This window comes from Photorhabdus sp. HUG-39, from assembly GCF_963878365.1.
Taxonomy (GTDB): domain Bacteria; phylum Pseudomonadota; class Gammaproteobacteria; order Enterobacterales; family Enterobacteriaceae; genus Photorhabdus; species Photorhabdus kayaii.
Map to the genome: position 1 here is coordinate 22,337 of NZ_CAWNWY010000036.1, position 26,995 is coordinate 49,331.

The 26,995-nt window shown below is 39.9% G+C and carries 27 protein-coding genes, 2 tRNA genes and 1 other RNA gene; 20 read left to right on the forward strand and 10 right to left on the reverse strand.

Features of this window, described 5'->3' with window-relative positions:
* Window positions 1-13: 13 nt before the first annotated feature.
* The 5 genes from pal to AAC155_RS19485 all read left to right on the forward strand — a co-directional run bounded on the left by pal (window position 14) and on the right by AAC155_RS19485 (window position 1,798).
* Window positions 14-514: a peptidoglycan-associated lipoprotein Pal gene (gene pal, locus AAC155_RS19465; protein ID WP_112876179.1), complete on the forward strand. Its 501-nt coding sequence runs from the start codon at window positions 14-16 to the stop codon at window positions 512-514.
* A gap of 9 nt (window positions 515-523) precedes the next feature.
* Window positions 524-1,291, forward strand: a complete 768-nt coding sequence (cpoB, locus tag AAC155_RS19470) for a cell division protein CpoB (protein ID WP_113043792.1) — start codon at window positions 524-526, stop codon at window positions 1,289-1,291.
* Between the two features lie 147 nt (window positions 1,292-1,438).
* Window positions 1,439-1,514: transfer RNA gene (locus AAC155_RS19475), tRNA-Lys, on the forward strand.
* Between the two features lie 34 nt (window positions 1,515-1,548).
* Window positions 1,549-1,624: transfer RNA gene (locus AAC155_RS19480), tRNA-Lys, on the forward strand.
* Window positions 1,625-1,665: 41 nt separating this feature from the next.
* Window positions 1,666-1,798, forward strand: a non-coding RNA gene (locus AAC155_RS19485) — RtT sRNA.
* Window positions 1,799-2,106: 308 nt separating this feature from the next.
* On the opposite strand, the gene AAC155_RS19490 is transcribed toward AAC155_RS19485, so the two are convergent.
* Window positions 2,107-2,958, reverse strand: coding sequence for an aminoglycoside 6-adenylyltransferase (locus AAC155_RS19490; protein ID WP_113043793.1), 852 nt, complete (start codon window positions 2,956-2,958; stop codon window positions 2,107-2,109).
* 412 nt (window positions 2,959-3,370) lie between these two features.
* On the opposite strand from AAC155_RS19490, the gene AAC155_RS19495 reads away from it, so the two are divergent.
* Window positions 3,371-3,547: a hypothetical protein gene (locus tag AAC155_RS19495; RefSeq protein WP_158536606.1), complete on the forward strand. Its 177-nt coding sequence runs from the start codon at window positions 3,371-3,373 to the stop codon at window positions 3,545-3,547.
* A 199-nt stretch (window positions 3,548-3,746) separates the two neighbouring features.
* A complete protein-coding gene (locus AAC155_RS19500) occupies window positions 3,747-4,703 on the forward strand; it encodes a phage tail protein (RefSeq protein ID WP_113043794.1) in 957 nt (318 codons plus the stop codon).
* 387 nt (window positions 4,704-5,090) lie between these two features.
* On the opposite strand, the gene AAC155_RS19505 is transcribed toward AAC155_RS19500, so the two are convergent.
* On the reverse strand, window positions 5,091-5,498 hold the full coding sequence (locus tag AAC155_RS19505; RefSeq protein ID WP_113043795.1) for a type II toxin-antitoxin system HicB family antitoxin: 408 nt from the start codon (window positions 5,496-5,498) through the stop codon (window positions 5,091-5,093).
* Between the two features lie 63 nt (window positions 5,499-5,561).
* Entirely contained in the window at window positions 5,562-5,750 is a 189-nt protein-coding gene (locus tag AAC155_RS19510) for a type II toxin-antitoxin system HicA family toxin (protein WP_046397782.1), read from the reverse strand.
* A 745-nt stretch (window positions 5,751-6,495) separates the two neighbouring features.
* Between AAC155_RS19510 and AAC155_RS19515 the strand changes: the two genes are divergently transcribed.
* From AAC155_RS19515 to aroG, 8 genes are all read left to right on the forward strand, one after another.
* The gene (locus AAC155_RS19515; protein WP_113043796.1) at window positions 6,496-7,392 is read left to right on the forward strand and encodes a tail fiber protein; all 897 of its coding nucleotides are present in this window, start codon (window positions 6,496-6,498) and stop codon (window positions 7,390-7,392) included.
* Window positions 7,393-7,789: 397 nt separating this feature from the next.
* Entirely contained in the window at window positions 7,790-8,146 is a 357-nt protein-coding gene (locus tag AAC155_RS19520) for a tlde1 domain-containing protein (protein WP_011145764.1), read from the forward strand.
* On the forward strand, window positions 8,143-8,526 hold the full coding sequence (locus AAC155_RS19525) for a hypothetical protein (RefSeq protein ID WP_011145765.1): 384 nt from the start codon (window positions 8,143-8,145) through the stop codon (window positions 8,524-8,526). The genes AAC155_RS19520 and AAC155_RS19525 overlap by 4 nt, the downstream gene beginning before the upstream one ends.
* Window positions 8,527-8,932: 406 nt before the next feature.
* Window positions 8,933-9,847 carry a tail fiber protein gene (locus tag AAC155_RS19530; RefSeq protein ID WP_113043797.1) on the forward strand — a complete coding sequence of 305 codons (915 nt, stop codon included), beginning with the start codon at window positions 8,933-8,935 and terminating at the stop codon, window positions 9,845-9,847.
* A gap of 1,147 nt (window positions 9,848-10,994) precedes the next feature.
* Entirely contained in the window at window positions 10,995-12,035 is a 1,041-nt protein-coding gene (gene nadA, locus AAC155_RS19535) for a quinolinate synthase NadA (protein ID WP_113043798.1), read from the forward strand.
* A 54-nt stretch (window positions 12,036-12,089) separates the two neighbouring features.
* Window positions 12,090-12,815 carry a nicotinamide riboside transporter PnuC gene (gene pnuC, locus AAC155_RS19540; RefSeq protein ID WP_113043799.1) on the forward strand — a complete coding sequence of 242 codons (726 nt, stop codon included), beginning with the start codon at window positions 12,090-12,092 and terminating at the stop codon, window positions 12,813-12,815.
* A 253-nt stretch (window positions 12,816-13,068) separates the two neighbouring features.
* Complete coding sequence (locus AAC155_RS19545; protein ID WP_262405181.1) at window positions 13,069-13,203, forward strand: hypothetical protein; 135 nt, start codon at window positions 13,069-13,071, stop codon at window positions 13,201-13,203.
* Window positions 13,200-14,252, forward strand: a complete 1,053-nt coding sequence (gene aroG / locus AAC155_RS19550) for a 3-deoxy-7-phosphoheptulonate synthase AroG (protein ID WP_113043800.1) — start codon at window positions 13,200-13,202, stop codon at window positions 14,250-14,252. The genes AAC155_RS19545 and aroG overlap by 4 nt, the downstream gene beginning before the upstream one ends.
* A gap of 96 nt (window positions 14,253-14,348) precedes the next feature.
* Here aroG and gpmA read toward each other — a convergent pair whose 3' ends face one another.
* From gpmA to modE, 4 genes are all read right to left on the reverse strand, one after another.
* The gene (gene gpmA, locus AAC155_RS19555; RefSeq protein WP_113043801.1) at window positions 14,349-15,101 is read right to left on the reverse strand and encodes a 2,3-diphosphoglycerate-dependent phosphoglycerate mutase; all 753 of its coding nucleotides are present in this window, start codon (window positions 15,099-15,101) and stop codon (window positions 14,349-14,351) included.
* A 159-nt stretch (window positions 15,102-15,260) separates the two neighbouring features.
* Complete coding sequence (locus AAC155_RS19560) at window positions 15,261-16,085, reverse strand: CPBP family intramembrane glutamic endopeptidase (RefSeq protein WP_191214954.1); 825 nt, start codon at window positions 16,083-16,085, stop codon at window positions 15,261-15,263.
* Between the two features lie 285 nt (window positions 16,086-16,370).
* A complete protein-coding gene (gene modF / locus AAC155_RS19565; protein ID WP_113043803.1) occupies window positions 16,371-17,846 on the reverse strand; it encodes a molybdate ABC transporter ATP-binding protein ModF in 1,476 nt (491 codons plus the stop codon).
* A gap of 176 nt (window positions 17,847-18,022) precedes the next feature.
* Complete coding sequence (gene modE, locus AAC155_RS19570; protein ID WP_113043804.1) at window positions 18,023-18,814, reverse strand: molybdenum-dependent transcriptional regulator; 792 nt, start codon at window positions 18,812-18,814, stop codon at window positions 18,023-18,025.
* 182 nt (window positions 18,815-18,996) lie between these two features.
* Between modE and AAC155_RS19575 the strand changes: the two genes are divergently transcribed.
* The 4 genes from AAC155_RS19575 to modC all read left to right on the forward strand — a co-directional run bounded on the left by AAC155_RS19575 (window position 18,997) and on the right by modC (window position 21,918).
* Entirely contained in the window at window positions 18,997-19,131 is a 135-nt protein-coding gene (locus AAC155_RS19575) for an AcrZ family multidrug efflux pump-associated protein (RefSeq protein ID WP_112876254.1), read from the forward strand.
* Between the two features lie 248 nt (window positions 19,132-19,379).
* Window positions 19,380-20,150, forward strand: a complete 771-nt coding sequence (gene modA, locus AAC155_RS19580; protein ID WP_113043805.1) for a molybdate ABC transporter substrate-binding protein — start codon at window positions 19,380-19,382, stop codon at window positions 20,148-20,150.
* Between the two features lie 17 nt (window positions 20,151-20,167).
* Window positions 20,168-20,860 carry a molybdate ABC transporter permease subunit gene (gene modB, locus AAC155_RS19585; RefSeq protein ID WP_113043806.1) on the forward strand — a complete coding sequence of 231 codons (693 nt, stop codon included), beginning with the start codon at window positions 20,168-20,170 and terminating at the stop codon, window positions 20,858-20,860.
* Window positions 20,854-21,918 (forward strand): molybdenum ABC transporter ATP-binding protein ModC, encoded by a 1,065-nt coding sequence (gene modC / locus AAC155_RS19590; protein WP_191214951.1) that lies wholly within the window; start codon window positions 20,854-20,856, stop codon window positions 21,916-21,918. Before modB ends, modC begins: the two co-directional genes overlap by 7 nt.
* 69 nt (window positions 21,919-21,987) lie before the next feature.
* On the opposite strand, the gene AAC155_RS19595 is transcribed toward modC, so the two are convergent.
* The gene (locus tag AAC155_RS19595) at window positions 21,988-22,806 is read right to left on the reverse strand and encodes a pyridoxal phosphatase (protein WP_113043808.1); all 819 of its coding nucleotides are present in this window, start codon (window positions 22,804-22,806) and stop codon (window positions 21,988-21,990) included.
* 145 nt (window positions 22,807-22,951) lie between these two features.
* On the opposite strand from AAC155_RS19595, the gene pgl reads away from it, so the two are divergent.
* Complete coding sequence (gene pgl / locus AAC155_RS19600; protein WP_113043809.1) at window positions 22,952-23,938, forward strand: 6-phosphogluconolactonase; 987 nt, start codon at window positions 22,952-22,954, stop codon at window positions 23,936-23,938.
* Between the two features lie 360 nt (window positions 23,939-24,298).
* On the opposite strand, the gene AAC155_RS19605 is transcribed toward pgl, so the two are convergent.
* Both AAC155_RS19605 and bioA read right to left on the reverse strand, forming a co-directional pair.
* Entirely contained in the window at window positions 24,299-25,351 is a 1,053-nt protein-coding gene (locus AAC155_RS19605; RefSeq protein WP_113043810.1) for an Abi family protein, read from the reverse strand.
* Between the two features lie 282 nt (window positions 25,352-25,633).
* Complete coding sequence (bioA, locus tag AAC155_RS19610; protein ID WP_113043811.1) at window positions 25,634-26,905, reverse strand: adenosylmethionine--8-amino-7-oxononanoate transaminase; 1,272 nt, start codon at window positions 26,903-26,905, stop codon at window positions 25,634-25,636.
* Window positions 26,906-26,995: the final 90 nt, after the last annotated feature.

Below are 26,995 nucleotides of genomic sequence, written 5' to 3' on the forward strand. Positions count from 1 at the left end.
AAGGATCAAAGAGATGCAACTGAACAAAGTGCTAAAAGGGCTGATGTTAGCTTTACCAGTTATGGCCGTAGCAGCGTGTAGTTCTAACAAGAATGCTGATAACGATCAGACTGGTGTAGGCACTGTTAACGAAACTAATGCGGGTCTGTCAGCAGAGGAATTAGCTCGTCAGCAAATGCAAGAGCTACAAAACAACAACATCGTATATTTCGGTTTTGACAAATACGACATCAACTCAGATTTTACTCAGCTGCTAGACGCTCACGCGGCATTCCTGCGCAACAACCCATCTTACAAAGTTGTTGTAGAAGGTCATGCTGACGAACGTGGTACTCCTGAGTACAACATCGCATTAGGTGAACGCCGTGCTAATGCAGTGAAAATGTACCTGCAAGGCAAAGGTGTTTCCGGTGAGCAAATCTCTATCGTCTCTTACGGTAAAGAAAAACCTGCTGTGCTGGGCCACGACGAAGCAGCTTACGCTAAAAACCGTCGCGCAGTACTGGCATATTAAGAGTAGTTCATGAACAGTAACTTCAGACATCATTTTTTGGGTCTGTCGTTATTGGTTGGCGTAGCGGTTCCTTGGGCCGCTATTGCCCAAGCGCCAATCAGTAATGTCGGCTCGGGTTCTACCGATGAGCGCCTTACCCAACTAGAGCGTATTTCCAATGCTCACAGTCAGCTGTTAACTCAGCTCCAGCAGCAACTTGCTGATTCTCAACGTGATATTGACATGCTTCGGGGGCAGATTCAGGAGAATCAGTATCAGCTCAATCAGATTATAGAGCGGCAGAAGGATATTTATCAGCAACTGGAAGGAGCTACCAGTTCTGAGGGGAGTAAACCTACTGCAAATACAGCTTCTTCAACGGCAAATAATAGAGGCAATCAGGCATCATCATCTGTTGGCACGGGCAGTGAGAAGGGTGATTATGATGCTGCTGTTCATTTGGCGGTGAATACCAAAGAGTACGATAAAGCGATTGTAGCCTTTCAGAGTTTCGTGAAGAGTTACCCAAAATCGAGTTATATGCCTAATGCTAATTACTGGTTAGGGCAACTTCATTATAACAAGGGTAAGAAAGACGAAGCCGCTTATTACTTTGCTACGGTAGTAAAAGAGTATCCAAAGTCGCAGAAGAGTGGTGAATCGCTTTATAAGGTTGGTTTAATCATGCAGGACAAGGGTCAAAAGGATAAAGCGAGATCGGTTTATCAACAGGTCATGAAACAATATCCTGGTTCGAACGCAGCTAAACTGGCAGAGAAAAAGCTTTCTACGCTGTAATTATTGGCCCCGGAAGGGTGTAATAATACATTTTCGGGGTTTGTTGAGTGCTTAGTAAGCATTTAAACGTAATTTGAAAAAATAATTATTGCGTAGTGCAGAAAAATCAGTAATATATGCCGCCGTTGCCGAGAGAAGTCACAAGATGGGTCGTTAGCTCAGTCGGTAGAGCAGTTGACTTTTAATCAATTGGTCGCAGGTTCGAATCCTGCACGACCCACCATCTTAAAGCTTCATTCAAAACCAATTTCCCAGATGGGTCGTTAGCTCAGTCGGTAGAGCAGTTGACTTTTAATCAATTGGTCGCAGGTTCGAATCCTGCACGACCCACCATCTTAGAGCTTCATTCAAAACCAATTTCCCAGATAGGTCGTTAGCTCAGTCGGTAGCGTAGTTGACTTTTAATCAATTGGTCGCAGGTTCGAGCCGAGCGAAGCGAGACAACAGCGCGTAAGCGCTGGCCCGAAGGGCGAGGCCGTAGGCCGAGTCATCCTGCACGACCCACCATCTTAGAGTTTCGTTCAAAACCAATTTCCCAGATGGGTCGTTAGCTCAGTCGGTAGCGCAGTTGACTATTTAATCAATTGGTCGCAGGTTCGAGCCGAGCGAAGCGAGACTGACTGACATTTCGACGAGTGGTACCGGGTCGCTGTGTTCCGTATTCTCTTTACCGTTCTGCTGAATAATTACTTCCTTGATCGTAACTGTATGAGAAGAGTCCTTTTGCATTTTCATTTTTTTCTAGTTTCCTCATTGAACTGTTTCGTTTGACTTTTGATTACACTCACAGGTTTTTTTGTGGTGTTCGAGATTATTTAACCATAACAAACTTGCATAATATGTTTCCTGACTTTACTGGGTAACTCACTATCGAACTCAAACCCCTTCATTTCTGCCACTTCAGCAGAAATCTCCGTATAAAGCTCTGTGGTTTCCAGCAATGCTCGTATCGCTTCTTCTTTGCCATAACTGCTAAAAATCCCTTGAATATGTTTGCTGAACTTCTCAGGCAGCCATTCATGCAAATGATGGCCGTTGTACCAGACATCCGTCTTTCCATCACTTTTTATCGAGACGTACCACTCCATCATTGCTAGCAATAAGTCTTTCATCTCATTATCCCTCATTCTTGCAGGCCATAAATTACCACGAGTGATATAAACAGGTACTTGTGTTGCCTCGAACCAGAACTCGCGCAGGTTTTCATTAAACTCTGTTGATGATGGAATATACGATTTAGTCAATTGGTGAGTAATTTCAGGAAGTCCGTTTGTAAGGCCCGTCTTATCAAGGAGGACCTTATAGCCGCGTTGATAAAGTTCATCCAAGCCTCTTTGTTTCATATCTTTCAGGCGTTTAACACTTGCCAGTGTGAAATCCACCTTACGACCGCCGTTAAAAACGACCAGACAAGTTGGCCAATCTGGTTCATCCTCTTTTTCATTAGCCAGATGCAATGCAACCATAACGTCACCCAACTGCTTAAACCATAAATCGTTGCCTATTAATTCATCTGTTCCTGAACCAATCAGTTCTATATCTAGATCTGAGAATTTATCTACACGTGCATTTCTGGCACGGGAACCTGTTTGGATAACTGTATCAATACGGGGATCGTTATGGGCAAAAGTCAGGATTTTTTCCAGAAGGATTACTGGGTCTTCCATTATATGAAGTTCCTATTTAACTTTAGTAATGATTGATGAGTGAGCCTAATCTCATAAATTAGCAGGTAATGTAATAACTTATAACAGGTAAAATACTCCGCGACAAATTGTTATAAATTGGTTACTTTGTTTAGTATATAAAACAAAATTGTGTGGATTTTTTGATAAGTAGTCGGTTCCATGAGGCATTTTTTGCCTCGTCAAACTAAGCCTTTAGTGGTTGTTTTGCATCTGGGTGTTTTTCTCAGAACGTTTTCGATGATGCAATGGATATTATTTTCATCACAGTCACCTTAATCCCGTCATGGGACTGTGGCAAGTATTATATCGCTTAACTGCAGTTGTTTTATGGGTGAAATATATAACTGTAATATCACAAGCTATAGAGTAGGTATGGGATGAGGTGTGTATGATGGTATCTCAGCACTTGCATTTACCGACACGTTTTCAGAACTGGCAACTTAAGGGTATCGATAATAACAATGCGCGTGTTTTCTACAAAGATAGGGAATCCTATGATATTTCTGAACATTACCGCTTAGATATTCTTGTCCAAATGCCAGAATATTCAGTTTGTAATTTAAAATAGAAAAGTTACAGGATGAAATAAAAATAATTTCCAGATGTTAAATATAAATTTGGAAGGTATATTTTTGATTCAAAAATGTTGAACTACATTCTTTTTCTGAACTAGACTTTGATTAGTGTGAATTGCAAGGGAGACTATTTTTACAATAATTTAATATGTTGATTATAAAATAACATTGTTTAATTTAAGGAGAAAGTACATGAGTCACAAGAATGATTTTAAGGCTTTTTCTATTAGTAATAATGCGAATATAATTAGTCAAGAAATATATGAAGAAAGTAAGGATTTACTGACAGGGTTTCCACCAAATACTATTTCTATCGATTTATTAAATAAAGTTCTTCGCCAGTCATCAATTATATCATCTGTGGTAGCTGATTTTATCGCTACACAATCTAGCGATAATATTCTAGATGATGGTGATATAATTAAAATCACAGCCCAATTAAACAGAGCGTTAGAGCAAAAAATCACAGCAGAAGTGCCAAATGCCTCATTAACACAGAAAGGTGTTGTTCAGCTTACAGATGTAGTGGGCAATAGTGATACATTGGTTGTCACTCAAAAGCTAGCCCAGGAAATAATAGATTCATTGCGTGAAAATATTAATGACAGAGTGCCTAATAGCCGAAAGGTGAATGGGAAAACATTGTCTACTGACATTAGTCTAGAGGCTGGGGATATAGGTGCATATACCAAGGCAGAAGTTAATAATTTAATCAATGCAGTTAATAATATTCCTGTGGGTGTTCCTATTCCCTGGCCTACAGTTATACCACCAGCCGGGTGGCTGCAATGTAACGGAGCAGAGTTCGATAAAACAACTTACCCACAATTAGCGGCAGTGTATCCAACCGGAAAATTACCTGACCTGCGTGGAGAATTTATTCGTGGTTGGGATGATAGTCGAGGTGTTGATAGTGATCGTATTATTTTAAGCGCACAAACTGACAACACAAAAAGAATACAACTTTCTCAAGGGAACGAGAGAAGAAAATACCTTTCTAATTATCAAGGACCTGTAGATAGATACCAATATCCGCTCGGTAGGGATGTTACAGGCGACGCAACTGTTACATCAATTGCTAACAATACCGGCGGTTATGAAACCCGTCCCCGCAATGTTGCATTTAATTACATAGTGAGAGCAGCATAATAGCTGAACGGAAATACTCTTTGAAAACCAGCAATATAAGAAGCCACTTTATTTGAATGGAAAAAATATCGGGTATTACTGAGCAGAGTAAGATATTTTACAAGCTTCCGGTATTGAATGGCTGGATAAACTGAGGTAGTAACAAAGCCGGTTAGCCCGGCTTTATTTTTATCCTGAAAACTAAAAATGAAAAAAGGTAATGTATCCTATTTGTGCCATCATTGTGTGCCGTGAATGCGTCATAATTATGCCATTTGTCAGCTTTGTGAGTGATATTTTTTTCTTTTAAATCAAATGGCAATATATTGGGAGGTTGAATTTTAATCGATGAATCGCAAGTCCGATCCGGGTGAATTTTGCTTAGGGTAGTTTCCTACCCTAAATCTGTTAGTGGGGAGCTATTTCTTTTCTGGCTAACTCAGCTAGAAAAGCAGAGCGGTTTTTATAGTGTCCGTTTTTCTCAATGTAGCGATCTATAGCAGTTAATAGATTACCAGGCATAGTTAAATTGAACTTTATGGCCTTTGACTCATATTTCGCTGGATCTAACTCGATGAGGGCAATAACCCCTCCATCTTCAGACAAGCGAGGATCACCGATGTAATCAGATGAGTCTTTAGGGGTAGGGACATAGCCGCCGTGTTCGGTTAAAACTTCCATGTGCTGCGCGAATGCTTTTTTAGCATCCCGAATAGCATCTTCTAAGGTATTGCCAGCAAAGAAACAGCTTTCAACATCGGGGAAGTAACCGTCAAACCCATCTTCTGTTTTAAATATAAAGAGTGGATAAATCATAGTATTACCTCTTAATTTGATCATGAGCTTTGCAGAGAAAGGGCGGTATAATTGTGCCCGTTATCATAGTAATTTCAGCCCTGAAATATTTTGTGCCTGCCGGATAACACCTTTTGATGAGTCTTTTCTTGGGTGCGGTATTGTGATTATTTTTGCAACACCGGGTTTAGTTAGAGTGATGTGACTACCGTCTTGTCTGGCCTTAACCCATCCGTCAGCTATTAGGAGTTTTATTAGTTCTGCACTACCCATAAATCCTCCGTTTGGTTAATGTATGAGTATAATACCTATACATTAATTCCGTTATCAATATATTTGTAGGTGTTATGCCTACTTTTTATCGGTGTGAAACATGCTAACTGTAACAATTAGAGGCCGAAAAGGTGATAGCGGGCATCTACTTACACTAATTGAAGCTTCAAATATCATTCAGTCAATATCTAAATGAAGTGAACTAATGAAGAAAGTTTTATTTTTTATATAGATACATCAGCGGCACTATCAATGGTAATATTTATTGCATTGATAATTGGTTATCAGAAATATATAAAAGGAGGAAAGATGTGGCTAGTAAGTAACGTTGGTTAGTCCGTCTTTATCTCCTTAGATTTTGAGGTGTACCAGTTAGGATTACGATAGGTTAAGACCCACATATAAAGTCATTAGAGTAATTCATAAAAGAGGCACTCAGAATTAGATGCCTGTTGTCATTTTAAAAAGTTCAACCTTTCGGTTTAATTACCCCGTTCTCGTAGTTTTTTACGCGCTTATTCTTTTAATTGCTTGCGAAATTTTCTATCAGACGACAGGAGTAATAGAAAAATAATTTCCCGATGTTAAATATAAATTTTTGTAGTATATTTTTGTGCCAAAATGTTGAACCAAATTCTTTTTCTGGACTAGACTTTTATTAGTGTGAATTGCAAGGGAGACTATTTTTACAATAATTTAATATGTTGATTATAAAATAATATTATTTAATTTAAGGAGAAAGTACATGAGTCATAAGAATGATTTTAAAGCTTTTTCTATTAGTGATAATGCAAATGTGGTTAGTCAAGAAAAATATGAAGAAAACCAAAGTTTGCAGACTGGATTTCCATCGGGTAATGTTACCACTCACTTGTTAAATAAGGTATTACGTCAGTCATCAACCATATCATCTGTCGTCGCTGATTTTATCGCAACACAATCTGGCAATGATGTTCTGGATGATGGAAATGTAGCCAAACTCACCGATCAATTAAATAAAGCGATAGAACAAAAAATTACGACAGATATTCCCAGTGCCTCATTAACACAAAAAGGTGTGGTTCAGCTTACAAATGTGATTGGCAATAGCGACACGTTAGCGGTTACACAAAAGCTTGTTCAGGAAGTAATAAACTCATTACGTGAGTATACCCGTGAAGAGATAGATAACCGGATTAAAACAGTCGGTGAAGTTCCTGTTGGTTCCCCTATTCCGTGGCCGTTGCCTTATCCACCTGTCGGCTATCTCAATTGTAACGGTTCTGCTTTTAATAAATTACAGTACCCAAAGTTAGCAGAAGCTTATCCTGACGGTAGGCTACCTGATTTAAGAGGCGAATTTATTCGTGGTTGGGATGATGGACGCGGTGTGGACATGGGACGCACAATGCTGTCGTGGCAGGGGGATGCGATGCAGCGAATGACAGGTTTTTTAGAAGCTGGTAACGGCATTGGTTTGATGACGCGTCCACATGATTCCACATCCGGAGTTTTTCTAGAGGGTGACTTGAGAACAATATCTCATGTGACACAAAATGGAACATCGTACGCAGTTAGTTTCGATTCATCACGTGTCGCACGTACTGCAAATGAAACTCGCCCTCGTAACATTGCATTTAACTACGTTGTAAGGGCAGCATAATTCTAGTGGCCGGAGCAGATTGAAGTAAGAATAAAGCCGGTTAGCCCGGCTTTATTTTTTTATTCTGAAAACAGAAAAAGGGTAATGCGCCGTATTCTTGTGTAATGCCTAATGCCGAAAGCGATTTTGGATTATATCAACCAGCGTGCCTACATATGCCGTAGAACACGGAAGTGAAAATCTTTAATACCAGATATTCGTGTCCATATGTCAGAAGATTCAGTTTGGAACTGGAAGCAAAAAAAGTTACAGGAAAATATGGAGAATAAATCCAGTTATTTTAGTAATGTATGAGAACTATTCAGATATGTTATTGTCTAATTGATGAGCTATATGGGTTTTATTTAATTTGTAGAAATGAAACTTAGTATTAATAATTCAAGTAGAGGCATGCACTATGACGTGGATTTATCAACAATACAGTGGTGAAATTTATCACGATACGAAGCTAATTGGCCACGGTTGGAGTGGTCAGGGTATACATAAGAATAATCCTGCATCAGAAGGTATAAAAAACTTAGGTCCTATACCCAGAGGTTATTATAAAATAACCGGTGAAAATAGCTCAAAAGGCCCCATGACTATTATCCTTGACCCATGTAGTTATAATGATATGCATGGCCGTAGTGCTTTTAGAATTCACGGTGCTAGCAGAAAAGATCCTGAACATTCATCAGAAGGTTGTATAATTCTTAATAGAGATATACGACGTGAGATATTGCTCTCGCACGATATGGATTTGGTTGTCGAATGAAAAGACTAATATTGATATTAACTGCGATGCTTTTTACTGCTAACGCTGTGGCGGGAACAAGATCTGATGATTGTGCAGATATTAACGGTTGGAATGTTCAGCAAGTAATACAGAAAGCTGAACAAAAAGGTATTATTAAGTCTGATAATGTTGATATTTCAAAGAGTGCTAGCATTCTGTTAAATGAATTTCCTCTGAAACACAATGGTAGGATAATTACGTTAAATGATGGAGTGGAAGGGGAAAAACTCTCTACTGAGGTGATAAAGGTTTCTTTGTTTGATAAATCAAGAAACTCGACAGTAAATATTATTGCTGTCACCCTAGTATCAAACATCGAATGTTCGTTAACAGATCCTAGTGTTATAGTCATTCCATAAACCTATTCTATCAAGCAACGGAATAGATAAGGAAATAAAGCCGGGTAACCGGCTTTATTTTTTTATTCTGAAAACAGAAAAAGGGTAATGTGCCATATTTTTGCGGTAAAATTTCATAATAGCATCGATGGGGTTTCAATATGTACTCGCAACAAATGTACATATCTACACACCATCGAGATATTTTCTTAATTCCCATTTCTTGCAAAGCCGAAAGCGACTCCAAAATATTGAACTACTTATTGCTGCCAATGATACAAAAACGGTTAAGCTTATAAGTAATAAGAACACAGTGTTATTTTTTTTCTTGAACTAGACTTTGATTAGCCTGAATTACAGGGGATTATTTTTACAATAATTCAAGATGTTGATTATTAAATAACATTATTTAATTTAAGGAAAATATATGAGTCACAAGAATGATTTTAAGGCTTTTTCTATTAGTAGTAATGCAAATGTCATTAGTCAAGAAAAATATGAACAAAACTTGGGTTTGCAGGTGGGATTTTCTCCGGATAATGTTCCCACTCATTTGTTAAATAAGGTATTACGTCAGTCATCAACTATATCATCTGTCGTCGCTGATTTTATCGCGACACAATCTGGCAATGATATTCTGGATGATGGAAATGTAGCTAAACTTACCGCTCAATTAAATAAAGCGATAGCACAAAAAATTACAACAGATATGCCCAATGCTTCATTAACACAAAAAGGTGTTGTTCAGCTTACAAATGTGATTGGCAATAGTGATACATTGGCAGTGACGCAAAAGCTTGTTCAGCAAGAAATAAACTCATTACGTGAGCATACTTATACCCGCGAAGAGATAGATAACCGGATTAAAACAGTCAGTGAAATTCCTGTTGGTTCTCCTATTCCCTGGCCGTTACTCTATCCACCTTTCGGTTATTTTATTTGTAATGGCTCACCTTTTAATAAATCACAGTATCCGAAGTTGGCGGAGGCTTATCCTAGCGGTAGATTACCTGATTTAAGAGGAGAATTTATCCGCGGATGGGATGATAATCGTGGTGTTGATAGTGGTCGTGGGCTTTTGTCTTGGCAGGGAGATGCAATCAGAAATATTACAGGGTCAACTCAAGCTATACATGCTCAGATGGGCGGTGCTCCCCAGACGCCTATTGTGAATGGTGTCATGGCATCGTTGCGATATGGTACGGCAGATACACGTTCAGCAAATGGCGGCAGTAGTACTGATCTTACATATTTTGACATTGATGCATCAAGACAAGTCCCAACCGCTAACGAAAATAGACCCCGTAACGTGGCATTTAACTACATCGTAAAGGCGGCATAATTCTAGTGGCTGGAGCAGTTTGCAGTAAGAATAAAGCCGATTAGTCCGGCTTTATTTTAGGATTTTATTATTCATGTTTTTGTGATTGATGACTTGATTGGTTTATACCCGTCATCTTTCAAGTTGCCTCTTTGTTGGCTGCACTCGCTCACCCCGGTCACATAGTTATCTATGCTCCCGGGGATTCACTCCCTTGCCGTCGCGATGCATCTTGAAATCCATAGGGTATATAAAAAATTTATTCCTTGGTTGAAAACGTTATTAAAGCGGGTTCTTTTTGTAAAATGGATTATCTGATTAACTATTCATGATTTATCTATCTTTTTTTGGGAGATATAAGTATTAACAAAATCAATTTCTATTTCTCATTTTTCACTGATGGTTTTATGATGGATGGGTTTTAAACGATTGTTAAAAGTCATAGTTTTAACTCCTGGATTTAATTGGTATAAATTTTTAACAGTTTTTTTACCACTTTTTAAGTTTGCTTTTTATTACTTTTAATCATTATGGTATATCGTGTTTTATGTTTAAAAACATTAATCATACCTGCTTTTTATCTTTACTGACGCTGTTTTACTGGCAATCCTAAGTAGTTTTCATCAGTCGCTACCCTTTATGTTTTTTCGGATAATCAAGCTTTTTTCAGGACTTAAATCTTGCCGTATTAACCGTTTTCACCGCTTTTTTATTTTGCTATCTTTTATGGTTTACTTCATTAAATAACGGAGAGAAAACACTTAAATACCAGTCTATTCGGATAATGTTTTTGTGTTCTAATTTTTTTAACTCACTGTTAATGGTTAATGGGCTTCGACTGAATTTAATTAACTATCTTTCTAGAAAGCGCATTTATTATTAATTTGAATTCTCTGTTAAAAAGATGATAAACCGGTAAAACAATTTTCATGCCAAGAATTTTCTTACTTTTTAATTAAAAAATAATTTAATAAATGGCTTTAATAAAACAGCATATTATAAATATAATAATGTTTTCTGTTTAGCCATCATAGACAAAATATTTCACGATAAATTGCTATAAATTGGTTATTTTGTTTAGTATATTAAACAAAATCGGGCAAGTTTTCGGACTGAAAACCAAAATTATTGCTTTTTAAAACCATATACTAAACAGAGAGTCAAAGTAATGAACCAGTATATTGATTTTAATTCAACCATTTATCCATTCCCTCCCAAACCTGCTTTTCTCAGTAAGGATGAAAAAAAACATTACCGTGAAAAAATTAAATACCTTTTAAAACAGCAGGATGCCGTTATAGTCGCACATTATTATACCGATCCTGAGATCCAAGCTTTAGCTGAAGAGACAGGAGGGTGTGTTGCAGATTCATTGGAAATGGCACGTTTTGGCAATAATCATCCGGCCTCTACTTTATTAGTTGCCGGTGTGCGATTTATGGGAGAAACCGCCAAAATTCTCAACCCTGAAAAGCGTGTTTTAATGCCAACGCTGGAAGCTGAGTGTTCGCTAGATCTTGGTTGCCCTGAAAAAGAGTTCACCCAGTTTTGTGATGACAATCCTGATCGTACCGTAGTGGTTTATGCAAATACATCAGCAGCCGTTAAAGCACGAGCGGATTGGGTTGTGACTTCAAGTATTGCTGTTGAATTGATCGATTATCTGGATAGCCAGGGAAAGAAGATAATTTGGGCACCCGATCGCCACTTGGGGAATTATGTTCGTAAACAAACAGGGGCCGATATTCTGTGTTGGCAAGGGGCTTGTATTGTTCATGATGAATTTAAAACTCAGGCTTTGCTAAGGATGAAAGGTCTGCATCCCGATGCTGCGGTATTGGTTCATCCTGAATCACCGCACGCTGTTATTGATCTGGCTGATGCTGTTGGTTCGACCAGCCAATTAATCAAAGCAGCGCAATCTTTGTCGCATCAGAAACTGATTGTGGCAACAGATAAAGGCATTTTTTATAAAATGCAGCAAGCGTGTCCTGAGAAGCAGTTATTTGAAGCACCTACGGCTGGAGAAGGCGCGAGTTGCCGCAGTTGTGCTCATTGTCCGTGGATGGCAATGAATGGTTTACAAGCCATCGTTCAGGGGTTGGAACAGGGAGGGGTTCAGCATGAGATATTGGTTGAAAAAGAATTACGGGAAAAGGCACTTATTCCGTTAAATAGGATGCTTGATTTTGCAACTCAGTTAAAATAGAAAATTGAATAATGAGAGTAATATTTTATTGTAGATAATAATAGGATATAACAGATGGATTTTTTCAGTATTAACAACATATTAGTAAATATACCTCTGGGAAAAGGGGGGTATGATTTATCGTGGATTGAAGCGGTAGGTACGATCGCTGGCTTGTTATGTATTTGGTTTGCTAGTCAGGAGAAGATAATTAACTATTTGTTTGGACTAATTAATGTCACATTATTTGCGGTGATTTTCTTCCAAATTCAACTTTATGCCAGTTTATTGCTGCAATTATTCTTCTTTGCGGCAAATATTTATGGTTGGTATGCTTGGAGCAAGGTTAATGATCAGCAGCAGATTGAACTTAAAATACGTTGGTTAAGTTTGAATAAGGCGGTAATAATTAGTCTAATTTCTGTGCTATTGATTGCCATTATGACTTTTAATATTGATCGGGTCTTTGGCTATCTGACTCAGATTGCCGTTACGATTATGCAAAAATTTGGCTTTAATGTTCAGATGCCGATATTGGAGCCCGATGCATTCCCATTCTGGGATTCGACAATGACGGTGCTATCTATTGTGGCAATGATTCTGATGACTCGTAAATATGTTGAAAACTGGCTGATATGGATGGTTATCAATGTGATAAGCGTTGTTATCTATTTCCATCAAGGCGTGCTGGCAATGTCGTTGCAGTATGTGATTCTCTTGGGCATTGCATTTAATGGCTTCCGTTTGTGGGTTCAGGCAGCTAAGGAAAACCATTCTTTGCCATTATCTCATGTGAAATAGTTTGCTAACTATGCCAGAGAATTGTTTTGTTGATTTCTGGCATATTTTTAGGTATTTACTTTGATAATTCTCATTTCTAAAGATATTTCAACTATAAGAACAGAAATAACCACATTTGACAATATCTTGCTATGTTTTGAGTTAAGCATTGATTTATTTATTCTCTACAAAGAATATTTACAGTTTGGCTTCTAACAGTTAGATTAAAATCACAAGATTGCTTTAATTAAATATATACCCAATAGATTTCAAGATGCATCGCGACGGCAAGGGAGCGAATCCCGGGAGCATAGGTAACTATGTGACTGGGGTGAGAGAGTGCAGCCAACAAAGAGGCAACTTGAAAGATGACGGATATACAAAGATGTTAGATGAGAGAGGGTTATGAATTATCAGAATGATGATATAAGAATTAAAGAGATAAAAGAATTATTACCTCCTGTGGCACTACTTGAAAAATTTCCAGCAACTGAAAAGGCTGCATTGACAGTACGTAAGGCGCGTAAAACGATTCATCAAATTCTGACGGGTGAAGATGATCGTCTGTTGGTTGTGATTGGGCCATGTTCTATTCATGATCCTAAAGCAGCAATGGAATATGCCGAGCGGTTGAATGAATTGCGTGAGGAGCTGAAAGAGGATCTGGAAGTTGTCATGCGAGTTTATTTTGAAAAACCGCGTACAACTATTGGCTGGAAAGGGTTAATTAATGACCCTCATATGAATCACAGTTTTGATATTAATGATGGTTTGCGTTTAGCGCGTCAGTTGTTACGGGATATTAATGACATGGGGCTACCGGCTGCGGGGGAATATCTGGATATGATTTCTCCACAGTATTTAGCCGATTTGATGAGTTGGGGAGCAATTGGCGCTCGTACAACGGAATCTCAGGTCCATCGTGAGTTGGCTTCTGGCCTTTCCTGTCCGGTTGGTTTTAAAAATGGTACTGATGGTGCGATAAAAGTTGCCATTGATGCGATTAATGCAGCGGGTTCCCCTCATAGTTTCCTTTCTGTCACTAAGTGGGGACATTCCGCGATTGTAAATACCAGCGGAAACAATGATTGTCATATTATCTTGCGTGGTGGTAAAGAACCGAATTACAGTTCCGAACATGTCGCTGCCGTGAAGCAAGACTTGGAAAAAGCCGGTTTGTCGGCAAGAATTATGATTGATTTCAGTCATGCTAATAGTTCTAAGCAATTTAAAAAGCAGATGGATGTGTGTTCAGATGTGAGTCGGCAGCTTATCGCTGGGGAGAAAGCGATTATTGGTGTCATGGTAGAAAGTCATTTGGAAGAAGGAAATCAGAATCCGGATAGCGGTCTGCCATTGGTATATGGTAAAAGTATTACTGATGCTTGCATTGGTTGGGCTGATACTGAAATTTTGTTACGTCAATTGTCGTCGGCAATAAAAGCGCGTCGTGGCTGATAACATTTTTCCAATGTAAAAAAACCGGAATCGACAACTCCGGTTTTTTATGTTTGCTGGAAAATAGGGTGTCAGCAATTTTTTATAGGCAATGAATTATTTCGCTTTACCTTGGTTTGCTACAGCCGCGGCTTTTGCTGCGATTTCATCAGCGTTACCCAGATAGTAATGTTTGATTGGTTTCATGTTTTCGTCGAATTCATAAACCAGAGGTACTGCTGTTGGGATGTTTAGCTCAAGAATAGTTTCTTCGCTCATATTATCCAGATATTTAACCAAAGCACGCAAAGAATTACCGTGCGCTGCGATAATCACTTTTTCACCTTGAGCAACACGCGGTTTGATAACTTCTTCCCAGTAAGGGATCACGCGTTCAATAGTCGTTGCCAGGCTTTCGGTCACGGGTAACTCTTCTGGCTTCAAATTCGCATAACGTGGATCATGGCCTGGGAAACGTTCATCATCTTTAGTTAAATCTGGTGGGGTGATAGCAAAACCACGACGCCATAGTTTAACCTGATCATCGCCGTATTTAGCTGCGGTTTCTGATTTGTCCAAACCTTGCAGAGCACCATAATGACGTTCATTTAGTTTCCAGCTTTTTTCAACAGGTAACCACTGTTGATCAACCTGATCCAGAATGTTCCACAGCGTATGGATAGCGCGTTTTAGCACGGAGGTGTAGGCAAAATCAAAAACAAACCCTTCTTTTTTCAACAGTTGCCCTGCTTGTTGAGCTTCGGCGCGACCTTTTTCAGATAACGCGACGTCAGTCCAGCCAGTGAAACGGTTCTCTCTGTTCCACTCGCTTTCGCCATGTCTTACCAGAACCAGTTTAGTGACAGCCATAGCTTAAACTCCTTAAAAGTCAAACTTAATGATAACTGAGCGCATTATATTGCCCTATGCACTAGAACAGCAATCAATAGTCTTGTTTCAAACTTTATTTGCTTGAAAAGCTGAATTTCTTGCAGATTGCTGAATAGATACCGGGCAAGTTTGACACGTTTATAGTGCGGTCACCAACTTGATTGGGTAAGTAAAGAACAGCAAATGGACTAAGTTGAGTGCGAAATGGAATCCAACAGCGACCCACAGACGGCCACTCCACATCCATGCTAGCCCATATATTAATCCGGCAAGTGTAGCAAACATCATCAGTAATGGGCCGCCGACGAAGTGTGCGCCGCCAAAAATCAAAGCGGTGATGATCAGGGCAAAATAGGGGTTAATCCACTGACTTAACCTCTGTTGGATATAGCCACGGAATAGCGCTTCTTCTGCCAGCGAAACGAAGAAAATATTGGCCAATATAAACATCGGTAACCATTGTGGCATGTGCAGTTCAACTGCGAGTCCTCCGAGAGCCGTTGCTATGCTTAACAATACAGGAATAGCAATAGCTAAGATTATCCATGCATAAGGCCAAATTTTGGTCAGTGGCTTTGTTGTAAATAGGCTAGGCATGCAACATAACAGCAGGAAAGGAATGAGTGCTTTGTCAAAGTTGAAATACATTGAGAATGGGGCACTATGAGGGCCTACCTGAACTTTATCGAGATATTTCAGATTATTAAAACCTGGGAGCAGATGTAGGAATAATGCCACTGCAAAGGCGAGTAATAGTAGCTCAGTTGTGATTTTAATGATGTTATTTTGTTGAAAATAGATACGTAGCGCACCTAACAAAAAAATAATCGCAATAGTGGCGACTGCCGGATAAATCATAGTTTGAGTGACAAATCCGGTAATAACTGCGGCCAGTAGAACAATCAGTGCAGTAGTGCGGTGTATAGCTAATAATGCCAGTGATGTAGCAAGTAAACCCCAAATCATATATTTCCCTTTATTTTTAACAAATTAAAAAAGGATCTGAAAAGCAGACCAAAAATTGATTATGGATGTTATTTAGTGAGCAAAAATAATAATGCATGATAACTAAATTGCGATGTTTTTTTCACTGGTCGGAGAAGTTCTCATGCTGGTAATAATCGTTCCTTAATTCAGATTGTTTGGTCAATAATCAATCACCTTATTAAGATACTAATAGAAATGGCTGTGATGAAAATTGGCTAGACTCATAAGTAAGATCCCCTCATAACGGGGAACTATCAGAAATCAATCAGAAACTTTCTCCGTTTTGTAGCGGTATAGATCACCATCAGGAATAAATATCAGTCGGTGAGTAATGCATTGCGGCGCATCTTCCTGATGATGAGAAACAAACAGTAGTTGAGTATCGCCATCAGCAATCATGACATCAATAAAACGTAATACCAACTGGCGGTTGAGTGGATCAAGCCCTTGGAGAGGTTCATCAAGGATTAATAAAGCCGGATGTTTAACCAGTGCGCGAGCTATCAGAACAAGTCGTTGTTGTCCCCATGAAAGGCTGTGAAACGGGCCGTTGGCAATCTGAACAGATAATCCTAATAAAGCCAGCCATTCATCAGCAAGTTGCTGCTGGCGATCTGATACTGTCTGATAAAGACCAATTGAATCGAAGAAACCGGACAGAATCACATTACGAACGCTGATACTGACACGATATTCCAGATGAATGCTGTTGCTAATATAGCCAATATGGCGTTTGATATCCCAAATGGTTTCGCCGCTACCGCGTTGACGGCCAAACAGGATCAGCTCATTACTGTAGCCTTGAGGATGATCTCCGGTAATCAGACTCAGAAGCGTTGATTTTCCGGCACCATTTGGGCCAATAATTTGCCAATGTTCACCTGAATTCACTTGCCAATCTAGCCCATGCAAAATTGGCTGATCATTATACTGAACGATACCATTACGTAGGATAATCAGCGGTTGATCGGGCGGTAGCTGATTATCGACAGGAAATTCATCTGTTTCAGGTAAATGAATACCGTTCAGTTTTTCACTGTGTGCCAGTTGAGCTACCAAGGAATCTGCCATCACTTTTTCTTTGATGCCAACAGAGGTTAGCTGGCAATCCGCTAGTACGCCAATCTGATCAACAAAATCTGGGATTTCACTGAACCGGTTAAGGATAAGTACCAAAACGATTCCTTTTGATGACAATTTTTCCAGTAATTCAGCGAGTTGACCACGGGAAAATAGATCAAGACCATTAAAAGGTTCATCCAGAATCAGCAAATCAGGTGAAGCCATCAGTGCCTGGCAAAGTAATGTCTTGTGGGTTTCACCAGTAGAAAGATATTTAAAACGACGGGAAAGTAAATCCATAATACCGAACTGTTTTGCCAGTTCCAGGCAAAGTTCGTTATCTTTATGATAAAGCTGGATAATTTCTGCCGCAGTGCGGCCGGTATCATCTTCATCATCACTGAGCATATCAGTATTATTGCGTTGCCATTCTTCTTCCGTCAGTTTTTGTAATTGTTCTAGAGAGACGCGGGCGCACCTGCGAAATGAGCAATTTCGTTCGCCGGAAAGTAGGACTAATTCATTTGAAAGCGCACGGGCCAATGATGATTTTCCGCTACCATTAGCGCCAATAAAAGCCCAATTTTCGCCAGAGGCTATTTTTAGTGATGATAACTGCAAGGTACGAGTATCACTTAAACGGAAACAGCCTTGCGTTATTTGCAATTCAGACATCTTTTATTCCTTTTTAAGCAATGCAAATATCTTTCCACAAATAAGCGGAATGCCACGGAATGTCAATATTAACTTTTAATTAACATTTAATATCGGACACTAGGTGATGCGTAAGGCACGTAACACAATGATATTACTGGATATTATGAATTGTTCAGTGATAATGGAATCAATTCTTAACACAGAGTTGCAATAATTACTTGGTCAGCATTAAAAAGTGCAGTGATTTTATCTCCAGAATGTAGTTTCAGGTTATTTGCTTCTTGATTGGGCAGAGTAGAACAGAGGATTTCACCGCCATCAAGAACAATAATAATTTCTGTGTTCTCTTCGCTGGTTTCAATTTTACTGATCAGCCCTGTCAGGGCATTGTCGAAATGACCGATAGAGAACGGCTCTTTAGTGAGTTTCACCCAAGGTGCTTTAATGAGCGCCAATACCTCTTTACCTTTTGCCAAGCCAAGACGGTTAGCGCTTTGTTCTGTTAATGCCGCATTCAGTGATGTTTGACCATCTGTCAGCAAGATGCGGATATGTTGCTGCACCTGATTATGGTCACGGTCAGTAATTGTGCCAAAGAATTGGTTACGGGCGCTGGTTTGCAGAGAAAAACGGGAAATGGCCGCTAACAGACTGTCGAGGGGAAGTTGGTTATCTTTTAGCACATCAAAGGCTTTTTGCTGAATTTGTGTCAGTAGATCGTAAAGTTGCAATAGACGTTCGCCATAATGGGTAAGATTTGTCCCGCCGCCTCCTTTACCACCTGTAGCACGGTCTACCAGTATTTCGTCTGCCAGCTGATTCATTTCATTAATTGCGTCCCAGGCGCTTTTATAACTGATACCGGCCTGTTTTGCTCCCTGACTGATAGAACCCGTTGCTTTAATCTGTTTTAGTAATAATATTCGCCGTGGATCTGCGAATAACCGTTGTTGTAATTTCAGTGTCAGTAGAATTTCGGCTTGCATAATAGTTTTTTTTAGTAAATATAATCGTAAATTTTGATAGGCTAACCCGAAAAACGCACGTTTAGCCGGTTACTGTTGTCTGTCTTTGTCTAGAATGGTACTAATTATAGCGGTATTACCTGCTATGGTTAAAAATGTGTTATGTTGCTGGCTCATTTAATGAGCCATTGTGTGAGGCTACCATGTTTGAGTTGATTAAAAGTATGGCTTTCGCCCTGGTCATGGTACCGGTAGTGACGGCCGGAATTTTAGGTTTAATTTATGGTCTTGGGGAACTGTTTAATATCGTTTCCCGTATTGGTCGTTCTGAAAAGTAAAACTAATATTTCTTTTACACCAGATGCTATTCTGATTACCCGGTGATTAACCGGGTAATTTGTCTTAATTAATCATAATCAATTCCATTTTATTCATTTGGTTTTCCTATTACAGTATTTTACTTCGAATTAAATTAGATAGTAAAAGTTGCTCACAATTTGCCGATTAATATTGGAACACTCTTCCAATTGACGTTATATCTTGTTATACACGATGAACTAATAGGTAAGAAGCAGGTGGAAAACAAATGAAAAAGAGTTTTGGCAAACTGCTAGTCGGCGTTGTCGTTTCTTTTGCTTTGACGTGGCAAGTGTGGGCTACGGAAAAAGTCACATTATTCGCTGCCGCCTCGTTGACTAATGCACTTGATGATATTGCGGCGTTGTATAAGCGAGAGAAAAAAGGTGAAGTGGTGGCTTCTTATGCTGCCTCTTCCATTTTGGCTCGCCAGATTGAGCAAGGTGCGCCGGCAGATATTTTTATTTCCGCTGATCAACAGTGGATGGATTATGTTGCCGGGAAGAAACTGATTATTGATGAAACTCGGTTGACTATGTTGGGCAATCAACTCGTTCTGATTGCACCGAAAGCGAGTAAACTCAATAAAGTTGATATTAATAAAGAAACCAAATGGAAATCCTTATTAGAGGACGGTCGTCTTGCTGTTGGTGATCCAGATCATGTTCCAGTGGGTATTTACGCTAAAGAGTCTCTGCAATATTTAGCAGCATGGGAGAGGGTTAATCCTCTGCTGGCGCGTACCAGTAATGTGCGCAGTGGGTTGGCGCTGGTGGAGCGTGCTGAGGTTCCATTGGGCATTGTTTATGGTTCGGATGCCGTTGCCAGTAATAAAGTCAAAGTGGTGGGGATTTTCCCGGCAGAGAGCCACAAACCGATTGAATACCCAATGGCGATTATCAAAGATCATAGTAATCCCACCGTTCTCGATTTTTATGAATATTTGAAAACCCCTAAAGCCGTTGAAATTTTTAAACGTTATGGTTTTCACCCACTTTAGGAATAAATTTTTTGGCGATGTTGAGTGAATACGAATGGCAAGCCATCATTCTCAGTCTGAAAGTGTCCGGTATGGCAGTGTTATTTAGTCTGCCATTTGGGATCTTGATGGCATGGATTCTTGCTCGTTTCCAGTTTCCCGGTAAATCATTACTTGACAGCATTATCCATCTGCCGCTGGTGTTACCACCCGTAGTCGTGGGTTATTTGCTGCTGATCAGTATGGGACGTCGTGGATTTATTGGTGAATGGTTATATGACTGGTTTGGCATCAGTTTTGCATTCAGTTGGCGTGGTGCGGCGCTAGCTTCTGCTATTGTTGCTTTTCCGTTGATGGTCAGGGCGGTACGTCTGGCGCTGGAAGGTGTTGATCGGCGGCTGGAACAGGCTGCTCGTACTTTGGGCGCGAATCCGTTGAAAGTATTTTTTACTATCACATTGCCGCTCTCTTTGCCTGGGATTATTGTGGGTACTGTGTTGGCATTTGCCCGTTCATTGGGTGAATTTGGCGCAACTATCACTTTTGTATCCAATATTCCAGGCGAAACGCGGACGATCCCTCTGGCAATGTATACCTTGATTGAAACACCTGGAGCAGAAATGGCTGCGGCTCGTTTGTGCATCATTGCCATTATTCTAGCGTTGATGTCACTGATGGTTTCTGAATGGCTAACCCGTTGGGGAAGGAGACGTTTGGGAGCAACATGTTAGAGCTAGATTTTGAGCAACAACTTGGTGATCTTCATTTACAGGTCAATACACAGTTAGCTACTGAGGGGATCACGGCTGTTTTTGGTCTTTCAGGCGCTGGGAAAACTTCACTGATAAATGTTATTGCCGGCTTGATACGCCCACAGAAAGGACGGATTGCCCTTAATGATTATGTGTTGGTAGATATTGGAAAAGGTATCTGCTTGCCATCAGAGCAGCGTCGTATAGGCTATGTTTTTCAGGATGCACGGCTTTTTCCTCACTATCGAGTAAAAGGTAATCTTCAATACGGGATGTCTCCGGAGATGAAGCCAGAATTTGATAGCATTGTTAGTTTGCTAGGAATTGAGCACTTACTATCACGTTTTCCTCTTACCTTGTCCGGCGGTGAAAAGCAGCGGGTTGCTATCGGTCGTGCTTTATTGACGGCACCGGATCTGTTGTTAATGGATGAACCGTTGGCATCGCTGGATCTCCCCCGTAAAAGAGAACTACTGCCTTATCTTGAAAAGCTTTCTGAAGAGGTCAACATCCCGATTTTATATGTCAGCCATAATCTGGATGAGATTCTTCGTCTGGCAGAAAATGTACTCGTCATGGATAACGGAAAAGTCAGGGCAACGGGAAAATTGGAAGAGGTTTGGTCCAGTAGTGCATTACGTCTTTGGTTACAAAAAGAGACGCTTAGCAGTATTCTGAATGTTTCAATGGTTGAACACCATAATCGTTATGAAATGACAGCGGTGGCACTAGCTGACCAGGCTTTATGGTTGCCGAAAATTGATGTTCAACCGGGAACCGATTTGCGTATCAGAATAGATGCTTCAGATGTTTCATTAGTACTGGAACCTCCTCGCGGCAGTAGTATCCGTAATATTTTAGCGGTGAAAGTGGTTGAGTTCTTTGATGATGATGGACACGTTGATGTCAAATTGGTGTTGAGTGGTCACTATTTATGGGCAAGGGTCACTCCATGGGCAAGGGATGAACTTAATTTGCGCTCTGGGCAGTGGCTTTATGCTCAGATAAAAAGTGTTTCTCTTAATCGGCAACTGTAGTCTCTGTTATAAATAACAACGGGGAGCTTATCGGAGGTTCCCCGGACAGTCATTTTGTCAGACAAGCAATTAAAGGGCATACTTGCGAATAACTTCGGCAATACCTGGCTGAGTATTATCCAGTGTTACCAGATCGGCTTGTTCTTTAATCGCATCCACACTGTTACCCATAGCGACACCGAGTCCGGCGGCTTTCAGCATGCTCAGATCATTAAAATTATCACCAAAAGCAATGACATCTTTCATCTTCATTCCCTGTGATTCAACCCACTGTTTCAAGCGCATACCTTTACTGTTACCTTTCTTGGTAATATCCACTTGATCGAACCATGACCATTCACACGAAAGACCTGTGTCATTTGCGATTTGTGCAGTCACTTCCCGCAGTTTTGCCAAATCAGGAGAACAGGTTGCAAATTTCCAGATAGACTGTACTTCGTCAATAGCATGTTGAAAGCTATTAACATGTCGCATAGTTGGGCGTTGAGATTCAGGTAGGGTTTCAGACCATTTTATGGTACGGACAACTGTGTCATACGGTTCTTCATATAACATGGCATCATCTACATACATCAGACGGTGAATATCTGTATTTTTTAAGTGGGTGAGAACTTTTATAGCTTCCTGAGTTGACAGTGGGTCTGAGGCTAAGACTTTCTTTTCATGATAATCAAACAGATAAGTACCATTACAGCAGATGGCAGGCGTGTTGAGTTGCAAAGCCTGATAAAAAGGGTGGATAGCAACATGATGACGGCCAGTGGCAATTAGCACCTTAATACCAGCTTTACGTGCTTCATTTAGTACAATGAGTGATTCTGGCAGGATATTTTTTTGAGGATCGAGTAGTGTACCATCCAGATCCAGTGCAATGATGCGATATGACATAAATTAGCCTCATAACTATATATAATGTAAGGATATTACATTAGAACTGAATAAAGCTACACCAATTGTGCGGTGAGTTTAACCGATAAAACCAATCGAGTCGTTACAGCACAATAAAATGGTAATGGATAATTAAGGAGTGAAGATGAAACAAGTGGTTTATACGGCGAGTCCAAACAGTTGTCAGATTCATGTTTGGAGCCTGAATAATGAAGGTGAGTTATCACTCATTCAGACAGTTGATGTACCGGGGGAAGTACAACCCATGGTGGTTAGCCCGGATCGTAAACATCTTTATGTTGGCATCCGACCACAATTCAGTATTGTCACTTACCAGATTGGCTCTAGAGGAGAACTGGTACAACAGGGGATTTCATCAATACCGGGTAGCCCGACTCATATCTCTACTGATAAACAGGGCCGTTTTCTATTCTCTGCCTCCTATAGTTATAACAATTTGAGTGTCAGCCTAATTGATGATCAAGGTATTGTGGGTGAACCTGTTCAGGTTATTGCAGGCTTGCAAGCCCCGCATTCGGCTAATATTGACTGGGATAATAAACAACTATTGGTTCCTTGTCTGAAAGAAGATCGCATCCGTATTTTTGAGATGGCGGAAGAGGGCTATCTAACAGAAAAACGCGCTGAGAAAATCACTACGGCAATAGGTGCGGGTCCTCGTCATATGGAATTTCATCCAAATCAGCAGGTGATTTACTGTATTAATGAACTGGATTCTACGGTGGATGTTTATCGCAAGTGGGAAAAATACCGGCTTATTCAGAGGATTGATTCATTGCCGGCGGATTTAGCGGGTGTTCGTTGGTCTGCTGATATTCATATTACACCGGATGGTCGTCACCTTTATACCAGTGAACGGACTTCAAGTTTGATCAGCCATTTTGTTATTTCACAAGATGGTTCTAATTTGACGCTGGCTGGGCACTATAAAACTGAAACTCAGCCGCGTGGTTTTGCTATCGATCAGAGTGGAAGATATCTGATTGCATCCGGTCAAAAATCTGACCATATTTCAGTCTCTTCTATTGATAAATATACCGGTAAATTGACTGAATTGGCGCACTATCCAGTAGGTAAAGGCCCAATGTGGGTCACGGTGCTAGCCCTGTGAATTTGATAAGATTGTTGGGTGTTAACGGCGGTTGTATGTGCTAGCTACGGTTTAATCTGGTAGACATTGATGTAAAGAACCGGTAATTACCAGATCAAGTTTGAGTTAATACAACTCCAAATTTCGCAGTCATACAACCGGACAGATGCAGAAATGGTTTTCTGTGTCTGCTCGGTTGCACTAAACTCATCCACTAAATTTTCTGGTCATTTCTGTTGCAAAATTTCTTGTGAAAGTTTTCTACAAGATTTTTGCATTGAAATTGCCATTTTCGTCGGATTGTACATGCAGAAATAAATTTGCAAATAGTTTTTCACTATGATTTGTTGCGCTTATTTATGGTTAGCCATGCTAATGAAGTTAAGCTTGTTCAACATTTTTTGCATTGGGATATTGATTCTTACTCGCTTCTGGGGTAAATCTCACTACTGTTCCAGTACTATAGTTTTGAATATTATTTTTCATGTCCTTAGAGTTGGCAAAAAATATAGCTTTATCCTTTTGGCTTTTTATCAAGGCATATCGGGTATCGACTATTTTTACTATTTCTCCTATATGAGTAACATCTAGTTTATTTTCATCCCCCCATCCTATTATTATTGGTAGAGATGATAGCCCCGTGGATAATTGTTTATTTTTCCAAAGAGAATGAATACTGCATAATTCACTCATTTTGATGTTATTTTCAATAATAGATAACAGTTTTAAATTAGATGGATTGATCCACCGGATAACTTTTAAGCACTTCTCATAACTTTCAACAACCTTATTAATTATGTGTTCCATTTGGTATGCATTTTTAGAGCGCCACAAAGGTTCATGATGTGACAACCGATTTCGGATCTTGTTGATTTCTTTTAACTCATTGCCGATACTATTAATAGAAAGAGGGCGCTGAGTTTGTGTATCTAAAGCATATGGAAAAACTAATCCACGAAGTTCAGGCCATAATGTTAGATATGAATTTCTTTGTATATCGTAACTATTATTTACCATTGATACCCAAAAACCTAGTGTGAGTTTTGCAATATAATTCTCTGGGGTTAATGTTTTCCCATCTTTTTGTAGTTGCCTTGTTGCTGACAAAATGTTCCTATATGCTTCAGCATTATTTTTTTGAGTGAAGACATTAATAAACCAGAATTTATCAATCTTGTTTTTTTCTACTTGCCATTGTGCTTGGTTAAACGTGTTTTCAATTTTTATCTCTTCATAACGGATATATCCTTGATAAATGGCGTTGCGTAGGGAGACTTCGATAATTTGGAGTGCGGGGAAAAAAGCACTGGCAAGTTGTTTGTTCCACAGATAGATGCCCAAGCATTCTTCTTTTGTCATTCCACCTAATACAGGAAGCTGATAGGTAGAAAATCTGTAACTCGATAGTGAATCTATAATTGTCGTTATGGTCATAGTTGTTCATTTCCCTGTAGAGTTGTTTAACTATACCTATATTAAGGCTTGCTTTATATTCTATGTAAAGCTGGTGTTGACATTTTTGCCTATTTGCTGGATAATCTTTACCCAGAGGTAACTCTACTTGTGTAAGCACCCGCCCCTACTCATTGCGAAGGTCGGAGTGTGAAGAAATTTTTCAAAAAGGCTCCCAATTAGGAGCCTTTTTTGATCGAGCTGGAATTTAGCTTTATTAACTGTTCAGCAATAAATTCAAAAAACTTGTTTAATAACAGAAAATCACAAATTAATTGCCCCAGAGACAGCCTTTGTCAGGCGTGAAAGTTGCTCTGGTTGAATAATATAAGGCGGCATCAAATAAATCAGCTTGCCAAATGGTCTTATCCAGACACCTTGAGAAACAAAATAGTGTTGTAGCATCGCCATATTCACGGATTGCTTCATCTCCACGACGCCAATTGCACCTAATACCCGAATATCAGCCACTTTTTCATGGTGTTTTAGTGGCATCAACTCACTCTTTAATTGGTTTTCAATTGATTTAATACGTTGTTGCCAAGGGCTTTGTAATAACAAGTTCAAACTGGCTTCTGCTATGGCACAAGCTAATGGATTGCCCATAAACGTTGGGCCATGCATAAAACAGCCTGCTTCACCATTGCTAATCGTTTCGGCTACCTTACGGGTTGTCAGTGTTGCTGATAGTGTCATGTAGCCGCCTGTCAGCGCTTTCCCTACACATAAAATATCTGGCTCAATTTCAGCATGTTCACAAGCAAACAATTTTCCTGTGCGGCCAAAGCCGGTGGCAATTTCATCTGCAATTAATAGAATCCGGTGCTGATCACAAAGCATTCTGACCTGACGCAGATATTCAGGATGATAAATTCGCATTCCTCCAGCACCCTGTACGATGGGTTCAAGGATCACCGCGGCAATATCAAGGGAATGCTGCTCCAGCAAAGTGCGAAATGGCATGATATCCCGCTTGTCCCATTGAGAATCAAATCCGCACTGAGGCGATTCGGCAAATAGATGGGGTGGCAGGTAGCCTTTGTAGAGATTATGCATTGAATTGTCGGGATCACAGACGGACATAGCGCCGAATGTGTCGCCATGGTAACCGTGGCGTAATGTCAAAATACGCTGGCGTTTCTCACCTTTTGCCTGCCAGTATTGCAATGCCATTTTCAGAGCTACTTCCACTGCAACAGAACCTGAATCAGCCAGAAAAACACATTCCAGTGATGGCGGGGAGATTGTCACTAATTGCCTGCAAAGTGCGATTGCGGGTGGATGGGTAATTCCACCAAACATGATATGGGACATCTGATCAATCTGAATTTTAGCGGCTTGGTTCAGTACCGGGTGGTTATATCCGTGAATGGCGGCCCACCAGGAAGACATACCATCCACTAGCTTACGGCCATCAGCCAACTCGATTTCCACCCCAGAAGCGCCAACGACAGGGTAAACCGGAAGAGGGTTGGTCATGGAGGTATAGGGATGCCAAATATGGTGTAGATCAAATTCAATATCAGAAGAAGTCATAAAGCTTAACGTAAACCAATTTTATTAAAATTGGTTGACAGTATAGCGGCATTATTTAAACTGACTAGACTTTTTTTACACTGGAGATGT